The 14835-nt window shown below is 70.3% G+C and carries 9 protein-coding genes; 7 read left to right on the forward strand and 2 right to left on the reverse strand.

Annotated elements, in window-relative coordinates; translation table 11 throughout:
- Nucleotides 1-15 precede the first annotated feature (15 nt).
- Nucleotides 16-4524, forward strand: coding sequence for a HAMP domain-containing protein (locus tag AC0OLQ_RS14755; RefSeq protein ID WP_484531778.1), 4509 nt, complete (start codon nucleotides 16-18; stop codon nucleotides 4522-4524).
- 10 nt (nucleotides 4525-4534) lie between these two features.
- Here AC0OLQ_RS14755 and AC0OLQ_RS14760 read toward each other — a convergent pair whose 3' ends face one another.
- Nucleotides 4535-5065, reverse strand: coding sequence for a PadR family transcriptional regulator (locus AC0OLQ_RS14760; RefSeq protein ID WP_484531779.1), 531 nt, complete (start codon nucleotides 5063-5065; stop codon nucleotides 4535-4537).
- 92 nt (nucleotides 5066-5157) lie between these two features.
- On the opposite strand from AC0OLQ_RS14760, the gene AC0OLQ_RS14765 reads away from it, so the two are divergent.
- The gene (locus AC0OLQ_RS14765) at nucleotides 5158-5898 is read left to right on the forward strand and encodes an alpha/beta fold hydrolase (RefSeq protein ID WP_484531780.1); all 741 of its coding nucleotides are present in this window, start codon (nucleotides 5158-5160) and stop codon (nucleotides 5896-5898) included.
- Nucleotides 5899-5979: 81 nt separating this feature from the next.
- Here the strand turns inward: AC0OLQ_RS14765 and AC0OLQ_RS14770 are convergent, their stop codons facing one another.
- Nucleotides 5980-8016, reverse strand: coding sequence for a glycosyl hydrolase family 28-related protein (locus tag AC0OLQ_RS14770; RefSeq protein WP_484531781.1), 2037 nt, complete (start codon nucleotides 8014-8016; stop codon nucleotides 5980-5982).
- A gap of 250 nt (nucleotides 8017-8266) precedes the next feature.
- On the opposite strand from AC0OLQ_RS14770, the gene AC0OLQ_RS14775 reads away from it, so the two are divergent.
- From AC0OLQ_RS14775 to AC0OLQ_RS14795, 5 genes are all read left to right on the forward strand, one after another.
- Nucleotides 8267-9268 (forward strand): LacI family DNA-binding transcriptional regulator, encoded by a 1002-nt coding sequence (locus tag AC0OLQ_RS14775; RefSeq protein WP_357336896.1) that lies wholly within the window; start codon nucleotides 8267-8269, stop codon nucleotides 9266-9268.
- Between the two features lie 382 nt (nucleotides 9269-9650).
- A complete protein-coding gene (locus AC0OLQ_RS14780; protein WP_357336906.1) occupies nucleotides 9651-11030 on the forward strand; it encodes an ABC transporter substrate-binding protein in 1380 nt (459 codons plus the stop codon).
- Nucleotides 11031-11110: 80 nt separating this feature from the next.
- Nucleotides 11111-12067 carry a carbohydrate ABC transporter permease gene (locus tag AC0OLQ_RS14785; RefSeq protein ID WP_484531782.1) on the forward strand — a complete coding sequence of 319 codons (957 nt, stop codon included), beginning with the start codon at nucleotides 11111-11113 and terminating at the stop codon, nucleotides 12065-12067.
- A 12-nt stretch (nucleotides 12068-12079) separates the two neighbouring features.
- Entirely contained in the window at nucleotides 12080-12967 is an 888-nt protein-coding gene (locus tag AC0OLQ_RS14790; protein WP_355665506.1) for a carbohydrate ABC transporter permease, read from the forward strand.
- 80 nt (nucleotides 12968-13047) lie between these two features.
- Complete coding sequence (locus AC0OLQ_RS14795; RefSeq protein WP_484531783.1) at nucleotides 13048-14706, forward strand: glycoside hydrolase family 13 protein; 1659 nt, start codon at nucleotides 13048-13050, stop codon at nucleotides 14704-14706.
- Nucleotides 14707-14835 lie beyond the last annotated feature (129 nt).

The following is a 14835-nucleotide window of genomic DNA, read 5'->3' on the forward strand; positions in this document are numbered from 1 at the left end:
ACAGAGGCGGTAGTGGTGGTCGACCAGACGATCCCGCGGCGGCGTGAAACGACCCCGGCGGCCGGCGCGCCGGTGTCGGATCCGGGCCTCCGCCAGCTGTTGGCCGGCCTCACCGCGGTACGGGACGGCGACTTCGGCACCCGGCTTCCGGAGGACGCCGACGGACTGCTCGGCGAGATCGCCACCGTCTTCAACGGCATGGTCGACCAGCTCTCCCTGTTCACCTCCGAGGTCACCCGGGTCGCCCGGGAGGTCGGCACCGAGGGGCAGCTCGGCGGCCAGGCCGACGTGCCCGGCGTGTCGGGCACCTGGAAGGACCTGACCGACTCGGTGAACGCGATGGCCGGCAACCTGACCGACCAGGTACGCGACATCGCCGAGGTGGCCACGGCGGTGGCCCGGGGCGACCTGTCGCAGAAGATCACCGTCGACGTGCGCGGCGAGATCCTGGAGCTGAAGGTCACCATCAACACGATGGTGGATCAGCTCTCCTCGTTCGCCGACGAGGTGACCCGGGTGGCGCGGGAGGTCGGCAGCGAGGGCCGGCTGGGCGGTCAGGCCGAGGTGCCCGGCGTCGCCGGCACCTGGCGCGACCTGACCGACTCGGTGAACTTCATGGCCGGCAACCTGACCAGCCAGGTCCGCAACATCGCCCAGGTCACCACCGCCGTGGCCCGCGGTGACCTGTCGCAGAAGATCACCGTCGACGCCCGCGGCGAGATCCTGGAGCTCAAGAGCACCATCAACACGATGGTGGACCAGCTCTCCTCGTTCGCCGACGAGGTGACCCGGGTGGCGCGGGAGGTCGGCACCGACGGCCGGCTCGGCGGCCAGGCCCAGGTCAGCGGCGTCGCCGGCACCTGGCGCGACCTCACCGACTCGGTGAACTCGATGGCGGTCAACCTCACCGACCAGGTGCGCAGCATCGCCCAGGTGGCCACCGCGGTGGCCCGGGGCGACCTGTCGCAGAAGATCACCGTCACCGCGCACGGCGAGATCCTGGAACTGAAGAACACCATCAACACGATGGTGGACCAGCTCTCCTCGTTCGCCGACGAGGTGACCCGGGTGGCCCGCGAGGTCGGCACCGAGGGCCGCCTCGGCGGCCAGGCCGACGTCAAGGGCGTATCGGGCACCTGGAAGGACCTCACCGAGTCGGTGAACGTCATGGCGGACAACCTCACCGCCCAGGTCCGCAGCATCGCCGAGGTCACCACCGCGGTCGCCAAGGGCGACCTGACGCAGAAGATCCGGGTGGACGCCCGGGGCGAGATCCTCGCTCTGAAGGAGACCATCAACACGATGGTCGACCAGCTCTCCGCGTTCGCCGACGAGGTGACGCGGGTGGCCCGCGAGGTGGGCACCGAGGGCCGGCTCGGCGGTCAGGCCCGGGTCTCCAACGTGGCCGGCACCTGGAAGGACCTGACCGACAACGTCAACGAGATGGCGAACAACCTGACCAACCAGGTGCGCTCCATCGCGCTGGTCGCCACCGCGGTCGCCCAGGGCGACCTGAGCCGGCAGATCACCGTCGAGGCCAAGGGCGAGGTCGCGGTGCTCGCCCAGACCATCAACACGATGGTCGGCACGCTCAGCGCGTTCGCCGACGAGGTGACCCGGGTGGCCCGCGAGGTCGGCACCGAGGGGCAGCTGGGCGGTCAGGCGCGGGTGCCGAACGTGGCCGGCACCTGGAAGGACCTGACCGACAACGTCAACTCGATGGCGAACAACCTCACCGGCCAGGTGCGCAACATCGCCCAGGTGACGACCGCGGTGGCCCAGGGCGACCTCACCAAGAAGATCGACGTGGACGCCCGCGGCGAGATCCTGGAACTCAAGACCACCATCAACACGATGGTCGACCAGCTCTCCAGCTTCGCGGCCGAGGTCACCCGGGTGGCCCGCGAGGTCGGCAGCGAGGGCCGCCTCGGCGGCCAGGCCGAGGTGGAGGGCGTCTCCGGCACCTGGAAGCGGCTCACCGAGAACGTCAACGAGCTGGCCGGAAACCTGACCCGGCAGGTGCGGGCCATCGCCGAGGTGACGAGCGCGGTCGCCACCGGCGACCTGACCCGCTCGATCACGGTCGACGCCTCCGGCGAGGTCGCCGAGCTCAAAGACAACATCAACTCCATGGTGGAGTCGCTGCGCGAGACCACCCGGACCAACCAGGAACAGGACTGGCTCAAGACCAACCTGGCCCGCATCTCCGGCCTCATGCAGGGCCACCGGGACCTGGAGGTGGTCGCCGGCCTGGTGATGAACGAGCTGGCCCCGCTGGTCTCCGCGCAGCTCGGCACGTTCCTGCTGGTCGACGAGGCCGCCGACCGCCGGGGCCTGCGGGTGGTCGGCGGCTACGGCCACGACGCCACCCGCCGCCGCTACGCCCTCGGCGACTCGCTCGTCGGGCAGGCCGCGCTGAGCAAGCGGGCGATCGTGGTGGACGCGGTGCCGGCCGACTACGTCACTGTCTCGTCGAGCCTGGGCGCGGCCGTGCCGCTGCACCTGGTGGTGCTGCCCATCCTCTTCGAGGACCAGGTGCTCGGCGTCATCGAGCTGGCCAGCATGGGCCGGTTCACCGAGGTCCAGCGCGACTTCCTGGAGCAGCTCACCGAGACCATCGGCGTCAACGTCAACACCATCGTCGCCAACGCCCGCACCGACGTGCTGCTCACCGAGTCGCAGCGGCTGGCCGCCGAGCTGCAGGCCCGCTCCGAGGAACTGCAGGCCCGCTCCGAGGAGCTCCAGAGCTCCAACGCCGAGCTGGAGGAGAAGGCCGCCCTGCTGGCCCGGCAGAACCACGACATCGAGACGAAGAACTCCGAGATCGAGCAGGCCCGCCAGGAGCTGGAGGCGCGGGCCCAGCAGCTCGCGCTCGCCTCGAAGTACAAGTCGGAGTTCCTGGCCAACATGAGCCACGAGCTACGTACGCCGCTGAACTCGCTGCTCATCCTCGCCCAGCTGCTGGCCCAGAACCCCAACCGCAACCTCACCCCCAAGCAGGTCGAGTACGCCACGGTCATCCACTCGGCCGGCGCCGACCTGCTCCAGCTCATCAACGACATCCTCGACCTGTCCAAGGTCGAGGCCGGCAAGATGGACATCAACCCGGAGACGTTCGAGCTGTCCACGCTGCGCGACTACGTCGACGCCACCTTCCGCCCGCTCACCACGCCGCGCGGACTGGAGCTGAACCTGATCACCGGCCCGGACGTGCCGGCCCGGCTGCACACCGACGAGCAGCGGCTGCGGCAGGTGCTGCGCAACCTGGTCTCCAACGCGGTCAAGTTCACCGAGAAGGGCCGGGTGCAGCTGCGCATCGAGCGGGCCCGCCCGGACGAGCTGCCGGCCGGGATGCCGCCGGCGGAGACGGTCATCGCGTTCCGGGTCGTCGACACCGGCATCGGCATCGCCGAACAGCACCTGAGCGCCATCTTCGACGCGTTCCAGCAGGCCGACGGCACCACCAGCCGGCGGTACGGCGGCACCGGCCTGGGCCTGTCCATCAGCCGGGAGATCGCCCGGCTGCTCGGCGGGCAGATCACCGCGCAGAGCGTCCTCGGCCAGGGCAGCACCTTCACCCTCTACCTGCCCGCCACGGCCGCCCCGTCACTGCCGGACACCGGCGTCGCCTTCCCGGCCACGGCAACGGCGGCACCCGTCGAGTCGGAGGCCAAGCGCTGGGTGGAGCAGCAGCAGCGACGGGTGCTGGTGCTCGAAGCGCACGAGAAGGGACTGCTCACCCTGCTGGCCCGCGGGGTGGCCGCGGGGACCGGCGGCCCGGTCGAGGTGTCCACCGCGGTCGACGTCGAGTCGGCGGTCGACACGCTCGCCCGGCACCGCCACCACCTGCTCGTGGTGCAGCTCGACCCGGCCGACGAGCACGGCACGGCGCTGCTCAAGGCGCTGCACGAGCACCCCGGCCTGCGGGGCCTGCCGGTGCTGGCGTACCACGGGAAGCCACTCGCCGGCGGGCAGGACACCCTGCTTCAGGGGATGGCGGCGGACCGCCCGCTGGAGATCCTCGGCAGCCTCGACGAGCTGCGGGAGCGGATCGTGCTGCACCTGACGGCGGACACGCCGGAGCGGGTGCCGTCCTTCCCGGCGCCGGGCGCCGACCTCAGCCCGGTCAGCGACCCGGTCGTCCGGGAACTGTCCGGCCGCAAGGTGCTCGTGGTGGACGACGACGCCCGCAACGTCTTCGCCCTGACCAACATCCTCGAACTGCACGGCATGGATGTGGTCTACGCGGAGAACGGCCGCAAGGCCCTCGAGACGCTGATGCGGCACGACGACATCGACCTAGTGCTGATGGACGTGATGATGCCCGAGATGGACGGATACGCGGCCACCGCCGCGATCCGCGCCATGCCCCGCTACGCGGACCTGCCGATCATCGCGGTGACCGCGAAGGCGATGCGCGGGGATCGGGAGAAGAGCATTTCCTCCGGCGCCAGCGACTACGTCACCAAGCCTGTGGACGCGGAGGATCTGCTCACCTGCATCCACCGCTGGCTGACGAACTGACGCTGACGCCTCAGGAAGCCTGCTCGAGGGCGGCCAGTGTCTGGCGCAGCCATTTCAGCTCGGCATGCGTTGTCGCCGTCGCGATCGTGAACAGTCCCTGCCGGAAGGCGTCGTCGAAGTCGGCGGCACGCAGCGGCCGGTCGCCGTCCCAGAAGAAGCTGGCCGGCTGGGTGAGGAAGTGGAGCCTGCGCCGCAGCACGGCGGCCTGCGCGGCCGGGTCGTTGAGGTGGCCCAGGAAGGCGAGCACGGTGAACCAGCGGTTCTCGTCGGTGATGAACAGCTCGTCGGGTTCGCTTAGCCGGTCGTGCAGCGCCTTAACGCCCGCCTCGGTCAACGACAGCATGTGCCGGGGTGCGGCAACCTGACCGGGCTGCAGTTCGCGGGACAGCAGCCCGGCCCCTTCCATCCGCTTGAGCAGGGGGTAGAGCGTGCCGTCCGCGATGGGGCGTACGTGCCCGGTCAGGGCGGCGATGCGTTTGCGCAGGTCGTAGCCGTGTAACGGTCCGTCCCGAAGGAAGCCGAGGATCGCGAGTTCCAGCACGACCGGAATCGTACCCCCTTGCCAAGATACCTTGGGTGCGAGGTATTGTGCCGATCATGCATAGCGCTCAGGTACTTCCCGACGGTTCCCACGTGCGCTGGGTCGAGGTTCCCGGCGTCGAGCCCACCCGTGTCTACCTCCACGGCCTCGGCGCAAGCTCCACGCCCTACTACGCCGCCGCAGTGGCGCACCCGGCCCTGGCCGGCCACCGCTCCCTCATGGTCGACATGCTGGGTTTCGGCATCAGCGACCGTCCGCAGGACGCCGCCTACACCCTTCAGATGCACGCCGACGTCCTGGCCCGCGCGCTCCAGCAGGCCAACGTGAGCTGCGCCGACGTGGTCGCACACAGCATGGGCGGCACGGTGGCGATCACCCTGGCCGTGCGCCACCCCGGGCTGGTGCGTCGGCTCGTTCTGGTTGACGCGCCCCTCGACCCGGTGCGCGAACTGCCCACCGCCAAGCGACCGGGCAGCTCCGGCATCGGGGTCTATCACACTGAGCAGGAATTCCTCGACTGCGGCTGGGACGAGACGCTCGAGTTCGTCGGGCCGCAGTGGGCGGCCACGATGCGCCTGGCCGGGCCGCAGGCCCTCTACCGCAGCGCGATGAACATGCTGCGTGGCACCGAGCCCGCGACGCGCGAAAGCCTGGAGAAGCTGCCGATCCCTCGCACTTTCCTGTACCCGGCGGCCGACGGGCCACGGTTCGACGCCGACCGTCTGGTCAGCGCGGGCGTCGACGTGGTGGCGGTTCCCGACTGCGGACACAACATCATGGTCGACAACGTGCAGAGCTTTGCCCTCGCCGTGAGAGCGGCTCTGCAGGACTGAACCGGCCGACCACAGAAGATCATCCGCTAGGCGGCCCGGCGGGCAGGTGGCCCGCCGGGCCGCTGGCGGATCAGATCACGGTCACCACGGCGTCGGGGGTGGCGGCGGCGTCACGGGCGGGCGGTCGTTGCAGGTGATGGTGTTCGGCAGCAGCCAGGGGGCGAGCCAGCCGCCGTCGTTGCCGCCCAGGTCGGTGAGGCTGAACTCCGACCCGGCCGGGGTGAAGTGGAACGAGCCGCAGTTGTTCACCCCGACGGCGCCGACGTTGCGGGCGTCCACGTTGGCGAAGGACGCGGAGCCGGCGGTCCGGGCGCTCACCACGGAGGTGCCGGTGCCGTCGACCCGGATGTCGCGGAAGTGCACGTTGCTGATCGAGTACTGGTCCTTCACCGGCCAGTCGCTGACCAGCATGATCGCGTTGTAGGTGTTGTCGAGGTAGCTGTCGCCGACCACCTGGATGTCGGCGTCGATGCTGCGGTCCAGCGCGTAGAACCAGATCGCGCCGAGGCCGATGTTCCAGTTCAGCTCGTAGGTGCCGGCCCGGACCGTGGTGTTGCCGGTGATCCGGAGCTGGCCGGTGAACGGCTCGGCGCCGAATCGGGAGCCGACCTGGATGGCGCTGCCCTCGCGGACCGGGTCCGCGATCAGGTTGTGCGAGACGGTGAGGTCGGTGCCGCCGTAGAGGGCGATGCCGTTGGCCAGGACCGGGGACTGCACCGTGTTGTGGTCGAAGGTGTTGTCCGCGTTGCCGGTCCGCTCCGACCACATGGCCAGCGCGTCGTCGCCGGTGTTGCGGATGAAGCTGTGCGAGATCGAGGAGTGGGTGACGCCGGTGTGGAAGTTGAGCCCGTCGGCGATCTGGTCGGCGATGACCGTGTTGGTGACCCGCAGGTCCGTCATCGGGCCGTCGAACCACAGGCCGACCTTGGTGTGGTGCAGGTAGAGACGGTCGACGGTGGAGTGGTTGAGCGCCCCGCCGATGGCGTTGACCTGGTCGGTGTCGATGCGTTCGCGGACGTCGCCCTCGATGGCGAAGCCGGAGAGGTGGACGTCGCTGCTGCCGCCGTCGGCGGCGTCGCGGCCGTAGAAGCCGACGCCGGTGTGCACCGAGCCGTCGGGGGCCGGGGTGTCCAGGGCGACCTCGCGGCCCTTGACGACGGTGTACCAGCTGCCGGCGCCCGCGACGGTCACGTCGTCGACGATGATGTGCCGGTTCACCTGGTACGTCCCCGGCGGCAGGTACAGCGTCCGGTCCACGCGGCGGGCGTAGGCGACCGCCCGGTCGAAGGCGTCGGCGGAGTCCCGCCGGCCGGTCGGGTCGGCGCCGAACGCCAGCACGTTCACCGCGTGGGGCAGCACCCGGGGCGGGGCGATGAGGTGTGAGTCCAACAGGTCGATCACGGTCCACGCCGCGGCCGTGCCGGTCGGCGCGGTCAGCCGTACCACTTCACCGGCCCGGTGGGTCCGGCCCAGCAGCAGCCGCTGCTCGTCATAGAAGTGGTGCGGGCGAAACGGCTTGGTGATGGTGGGCGTGGGCGTGGTGACCGCCGGCACGCAGGAGCACTCGGTGATCCACCAGTCGGGGTGGAGCAGGTCGGCGCCGGGGTCGTTGGTGAACGGGTACTGGTTGTAGAGCCAGGCGTACTGCGAGGTCAGCGTCATGGTGCGGGTCGGGCCGCGGCCGACGGTGACGCGCAGCGGCGCGGTGATCCCGCCACCGCCGGGCGCGTCGGGGATGCTGTACCGGACGGTGAGCGCGTTGGCCGCCGTCGGGAGGGTGAACTCGACGTACTGGCCGGGGGAGAGGCGGACCGCCCGCCGCCCAGACGCCTCGCCGGCGAGCGTGTAGGCGGCCCGGTCCGGGCCGATGAGCGTGCCGTTGGTCCGGGCGTTCTCGGCCTCCTGCTCGACGAAGTCCACGGTGGCGCCCCGGCCGGCGACCAGCGCCGGGTCGAGCCCGGCGCGGGTGACCACCGGGGCCGGGCCGGTGGGGCCGGCCGCCAGGGCGGCGCTCCCGGTCGGTACGGCCAGCGCGACGGCGGTGGCCGCCGCCGCGAGGATCCTGGCGATCGGCACGGCCGGGCGTCGGCCCGCCGCGCCTTCCACGCTCCGCTGCATCGGACTACCCACTTTCACGGGGGACGGGGGAGACGGTGGTGGCGTCGGCGCGGAGGGGTGCGCGCCCGCCGAAGGGTGCCTCATGTTATTCCTGGGGTTTGTCGACATTCAAGCGCCTGTTTGTTCGAATCTTGCGAGACGTGGATGGCGGTCCCGGACGCCCCTTCTGGGATACCCGGGGCCGAAGCCAGGTCGACGACCGTCAGGGCCTTGTTCATTTCTTGCAAGAACCTGACGTACGATTGCCGCCGTGACGAAACGGTTGACGGAGGTGGCCCGCAAGGCGGGCGTCAGCGAGGCGACCGTGAGCCGGGTGCTCAACGGGCGTGGGGGAGTGTCCGAGGCGACCCGGACGGCGGTGCTGACCGCGCTCGACGTGCTCGGCTACGAACGGCCGACCAAGCTGCGCGGTGAGCGGGCCCGGCTGGTCGGCCTGGTCCTGCCCGAGCTGCAGAACCCGATCTTCCCGGCGCTGGCCGAGGTGGTGACCGGCTCCCTCGCCCAGCGCGGCTTCACCCCCGCGCTCTGTGCCCGCACGATCGGCGGGGTGTCCGAGTCGGACTACGTCGAGATGCTCCTCGACCACCAGGTCTCCGGCGTGATCTTCGCGGGCGGGTCGTACGCCCTTGCCGACGCCACGCACGAGCACTACCGCCGGCTGACCGACCGGGGCCTGCCCGTGGTGCTGGTCAACGCCGGCGTCGACGAGTTGGGCTTCCCCCGGGTCTCCACCGACGACGCGGTGGCGGTGGAGCAGGCGTACGGGCACCTGCGCTCGCTGGGACACGAGCGGATCGGCATGGTGCTCGGGCCGGAGGGACACGTGCCGTCCCGGCGCAAGCGGGACGCCATGGTCCAGGCCGCGGGCTGGACCGACGACGCCGGGTTCGTCGAGCGCTCCAGCTTCTCGATGGAGGGGGCGCGGGTCGCGGCGACGAAGCTGGTCGAGCGCGGCGTGACCGGCATCATCTGCGCCAGCGACGTGCTGGCCCTGGGCACCATCCGCGCCGCGCGGCGGCTCGGCCGAGCGGTGCCGACCGACGTGTCCGTGGTGGGCTTCGACGACTCCGCCTTCATGACCTGCACCGACCCGCCGTTGACCACCGTGCGGCAGCCGATCGAGACGATGGGACAGGCCGCGGTGGACCTGCTGGTCACCCAGATCGAGGGCGCCGGCGTGCTGCACGACGAGCTGCTGTTCGAGCCGGAACTGGTGGTGCGCGGTTCCACCGCGCCCGCCCCCGGCCGCTGACCACACCGCCGGAGGCCTACTGACGCCTCCGGCCCGGAACCGCCTGCCTGGCCACCGAACGGCCGTCGACCGCTGCTCGCGGTCGACGGCCGTTTCGTCGCTGCCCGGTGGGCCGGGCCCTGGAGGGCGAAGGCCGGATCCCGGACGCGCGCCCTGAAACCCGTCGCCATCTGCCGTCACAAAGTCGTGTCCTTTCAAAAGTCAGTCGAAACCTTGCCACCATCAGTCGGCCTCGCTACAGTGACTCCACTCACACCTGGCCCCGCCCCAATCGGGGGCAGGTCGCGTGGCGGATGCAGGTCGACAGTGGGCATCCCCGCGGTGACGAGCACCGCAGATCAGCGAAGGCCATGGATACACCCGTTCCCGAAGGGATGGACAGATGTCCGTACCGCAGTACCGGAAGGCTGCGGCGATAGCGCTCGTGGCCGGCCTGGGGCTCAGCCTGGCGGCTTGCTCCACGAAGAGCGACGACGCGGCGAAGGACGCCAGCGGCAAGGTCACCATCACCGTCGACTGCCAGCCGGTCGGCGCCCAGAAAGAGCTGCTGAAGAACTGGAACGACGACGTAGCCGAGTTCCAGCGGCAGAACCCCAACATCGTCATCAAGAGCGTCAGCGTCGGCGAGCAGTGCAACAACCCGCCGGACTTCACGGCCCGCCTCGCCGGCGGCACCGTGACCGACGTGTTCTACGGGTACATGACCGATCTCCAGCAGGTGCTCGACTCCGGTCAGGCCATGGACATCACCGAGTACGCCAACAAGGACACGATCCCGACCTGGGACAGCGTCGACCCGGCGCTCAAGGGGGTCTTCACCGACGGCGGCAAGCTCTACGCCGTCCCGGTGAAGAACTACTCGATGGGCCTGGTCTACAACAAGGTCCTGTTCCAGCGGGCCGGCCTCGACGTGAACAACCCTCCCAAGACCTGGGCGGAGGTCCGGGAGGCGGCCAAGAAGATCTCCGCGCTGGGCAACGGCATCGCCGGCTACTCCGAGTACAGCGCCGGCAACACCGGCGGCTGGCACTTCACCTCCCTGCTCTACTCGCAGGGCGGTCAGGTGCTGACCGAGGACGGCAAGAAGGCCGACTTCAACAACCCGATGGGCAAGCAGGTCCTGCAGAACCTCAAGGACATGCGGTACGGCGACAACAGCATGGGCAGCCGCCAACTGCTCCAGTGGGGTGACCTGCTGACCAACGCCGGCGCGGGCAAGGTCGGCATGTTCATCGGCGCCCCGGACGCCACCCAGGCGATCGTCAGCCAGTTCCAGGGCAAGTTCCAGGACTGGGCGATGAGCCCGCTGCCCGGCCAGGACGGCCCGGCGAAGGCGACCCTCGGCGGCGGCGAGGGCTACTTCTTCAAGAAGGGCCTCACCCCCGACCAGGTCAAGGCCGGTCTGAAGTGGATCGCTTACCAGAAGTTGACGCCGGGCAAGGGCCAGTTCGACTACGTCCGGTCCAAGCCGCAGAACTACCCGGTGGGCCTGCCCCAGCCGCTGCTCTTCGCCAACGGGAGCGAGGCGCAGAAGCAGGAACTCGAGCTGCGCAAGGCCAACGCGAACGTCGACACCGCCAACTTCGCGCTCTTCGAGGCGAACCCGGTCCCGATCAAGGGTGAGCCCCGCAACGCGCAGGCGATCTACGCGGTGCTCGACGCCGCGATGTCCGGAGTGCTGACCAACCCGAACGCGAACATCGACGCCCTGCTCAAGACGGCCGAAGAAAAGGTCAACCAGCTGCTGGCCGCCGGCAGCTGACCAGCCGGGGTGGGGGCCGGCGCACCGGCCCCCACCCTCCGCCCCGCACCGTCCGGCCACCGACTTCCGCAGGAGTTGCCTTGGCGATCACCACCGTCCCGGGTACCACCAGGCCACCGGGTCGCCCAGACCCGCCGTACCCGTCACCGCGCCGACGGACCGGCCTCGGCCGCAAGGTACGGGACAACCTCACCGGGCACGCGTTCCTGATCGGGGCGTTCCTCTGCTTCGCGGTCTTCTCCTGGTACCCGATGGTGCGCGGCGTCGTGATGAGCTTCCAGCGCACCCGCCGAGGCGAGACCACCTGGGTGGGCTGGGACAACTACGCCCGCATCATCGACGACCCCAGCTTCTGGACCGCCTGGCAGAACACGTTCTACTTCACGGCCCTCGCACTCGTCGTCGGCTACGCGGTGCCGTTCTTCGTGGCGATCCTGCTCAACGAGTTCCGGCACGCCAAGGGCTACCTGCGGATCCTGGTCTACCTGCCGGTGATGCTGCCGCCGGCTTCGGCGCTCTTCCTGTTCAAGTTCTACGCCTACGACCCCAGCGAGGCGGGACTGTTCAACGCGATCCTCACGGCGCTGCACCTGCCCACGTCCGAGTGGATGCAGTCGCCCGGGATGACCATGCCGGCCATGGTGCTCGCGTCGACCTGGATGAACATGGGCAGCGCGGTGCTGATCTACCTGGCGGCGCTGCAGAACATCCCCGGCGAGCTCTACGAGGCGGCCGAACTCGACGGCGCCGGGATCTGGCGGCGGATCCGGCACGTGACCATCCCGCAGACCCGGCTGATCCTCGCGCTCCTGGCGATGATCCAGATCGTCGCCACCATGCAGCTCTTCATCGAGCCGCTGATCCTGGCCAACGGCGCGGGCACGGGCGACTCCGCGACCTCGGTGGCGTACCTCATCTACCAGCACGGGTTCTTCCAGAACGACCTCAACGGCGCCGCGGCGCTCGGCGTGATCATGCTCGTGGTGCTGGCCGGCTTCTCCGCCGTCTACGTGCGGCTGACCGCGAAACAGGACTAGGACGGACGAGGAATGGCACAGGACTCCGGGACCCGGACCCTCATCTCCCAGGCTCAGCTCCAGCGGGGGCGCGGCCGGGTGCTCTACTGGACGCTGCTCGCCGTCGTCGTGGTGGTGTTCACGCTCGTCTTCATCGGCCCGCTCTACTGGATGGTCACCGGCGCGCTCAAGTCCGGCCAGGAGATCGCGCAGACCCCGCCGTCGCTGTTTCCGAAGGATCCCCAGCCGCAGAACTACGTCGACGCGTGGAACAACCTGGACCTCGCCAAGCTGCTGTTCAACACGTTCTACTACGCGACCGGGGCGGTGCTGTTCCAGCTCGTTCTCGACACCGCGGCGGCGTACTCCCTGTCGAAGCTCCGGCCGGTCCTCGGCAACGTGATCCTCGGCCTGATGCTGGCGACGCTGATGATCCCGGCGATGGTGCTCATCGTCCCCCAGTACGTGACCGTGATCGACCTGCCGATCCTGCACCTCAACCTGCTCGACTCGCCGTTCGCGATCTGGCTGCCCCTGGTCGCGAACGCGTTCAACATCTTCCTGTTGAAGCGGTTCTTCGACTCGATCCCGGAGGACCTGATGGCGGCGGCCCTGGTGGACGGGGCGACGCCGCTGCGGACCCTCTGGTCGATCATCCTGCCGATGTCGCGCCCCATCCTCGGCGTGGTCTCGATCTTCGCGGTGACGGCGGTCTGGAAGGACTTCCTCTGGCCGAAGCTGGTCATGCCGTCACCCGAGACCCGGACGGTCAGCGTCGGCATCTACGCCTTCGCGGGCGGCACGCCCATGAACGTGGTGATCGCCGCCTCGGTCATCGCCGCGATCCCGACCGTCATCATCTTCCTGATCTTCCAGCGGAACATCATGTCCGGCCTGACCACCGGCAGCCTCAAGGGCTGACCGCACCGGCACACCACCGGCGAGACCTCCCGCGGCGACCGACGACCGTTCGCCCGACACACATCCAGGGTCCGGCGCACATGCCGACGTACCGACGCAGAAAGCAGGTGCTCGTGTCCACACCAGACAAAGGTCCGTGGTGGCGTGGAGCGGTGATCTACCAGGTGTACCCGCGGAGCTTCACCGACGGCGGTGGCGACGGCATCGGCGACATCGCCGGCATCCGGTCCCGGCTCCACTACCTGTCCGAGCTCGGCATCGACGCGATCTGGTTCAGCCCCTGGTATCCCTCCCCGATGGCCGACGCCGGCTACGACGTGGCCGACTACCGCGACATCGACCCGGTCTTCGGCACCCTCGCCGAGGCGGAGGCGCTGATCAGGGAGGCGCACGCGCTCGGCATCCGGACCATCGTCGACGTGGTGCCCAACCACTGCTCCGACGCGCACCCCTGGTTCCAGGCCGCGCTCGCCGGCGGACCGGACGCGCCCGAGCGCGACCTGTTCTGGTTCCGCCCCGGTCGCGGCCCGGACGGCGACCAGCGGCCCACCGACTGGGTCGGCGAGTTCGGCGGACCGACCTGGACCCGGACCGTCAACCCGGACGGCACCCCCGGCGACTGGTACCTGCACCTGTTCGCCCCCGAGCAGCCCGACTTCAACTGGGACCACCCCCGGGTGCGCGCCGAGTTCGAGGACATCCTGCGGTTCTGGTTCGACCGCGGGGTGGACGGTATCCGGATCGACTCGGCCGGGCTGCTGGTCAAGGACGGGACGCTGCCCGAGACCCGGCCGGACCGGCCGCATCCGTTCCGCGACCTCGACGGGGTGCACGAGATCTACCGCGGCTGGCGGCGGGTCGCCGACTCGTACCCCGGCGACCGGGCGCTGATCGGCGAGGTGTGGCTGCCGGACCGGCAGCGGTTCGCCAACTACCTGCGCCCGGACGAGCTGCACGCGGCCTTCAACTTCGACTTCCTCGGCTGCGCCTGGGACGCCTCCGCGCTGCGCGAGAGCATCGACGGGACGCTCAGCGCGCACGCGCCGGTCGGCGCGCCGGCCACCTGGGTGCTCTCCAACCACGACGTCACCCGGCACGTCACCCGCTACGGCCGGGCGGACACCCGGTTCAGCTTCGCCGCCAAGCGTGAGGGCATCCCCACCGACCTGGAGCTGGGCACCCGCCGGGCCCGGGCCGCCGCGCTGCTCTCCCTGGCGCTGCCCGGCGCCGCGTACGTCTACCAGGGGGAGGAGCTGGGGCTCTGGGAGGTCGAGGACATCCCGTACGAGCTGCGCCAGGACCCGATGTGGGAACGCTCCGGCCGGGTCGACCCCGGCCGGGACGGCTGCCGGGTGCCGCTGCCCTGGGCCGGTGACGACCCGCCGTTCGGCTTCAGCCCCGACGGCGCGGCGGCCGCGCCCTGGCTGCCCCAGCCGGCCGACTGGAAGGACCGCACCGTCCGCGCCCAGACCGGCGACCCGCACTCGATGCTGGAGCTCTACCGGACGGCCATCGCGATCCGACGGTCCGAGGCGGCGCTCGGCGACGGCGGGCTCACCTGGCTGCCCGCCCCCGACCGGGTGCTCGCCTTCGCCCGCGAGCCGGGCTTCACCTGCCTGGTCAACCTCTCCGCCGCCGCCGTGCCGCTGCCCGGGCACGAGCGGCTGCTGCTGGCCAGCGGACCGCTCGACGACGACCGGCTGCCGCCGGACACCGCGGTCTGGCTGCGAACCGGCTGACCCGTCTCCGGCGTCGGCGGCCCGTCCCGGCCGCCGACGCCGCCCGCCGCGCCACCTGAACAGGAAGGAGGGGAGGAACCACCGCACCGCACGGGGGACCTGGCCATCCGACGAAAGGGAGCGCACCCC

The sequence above is a fragment of the Micromonospora sp. Utrum1 genome, from assembly GCF_057197805.1.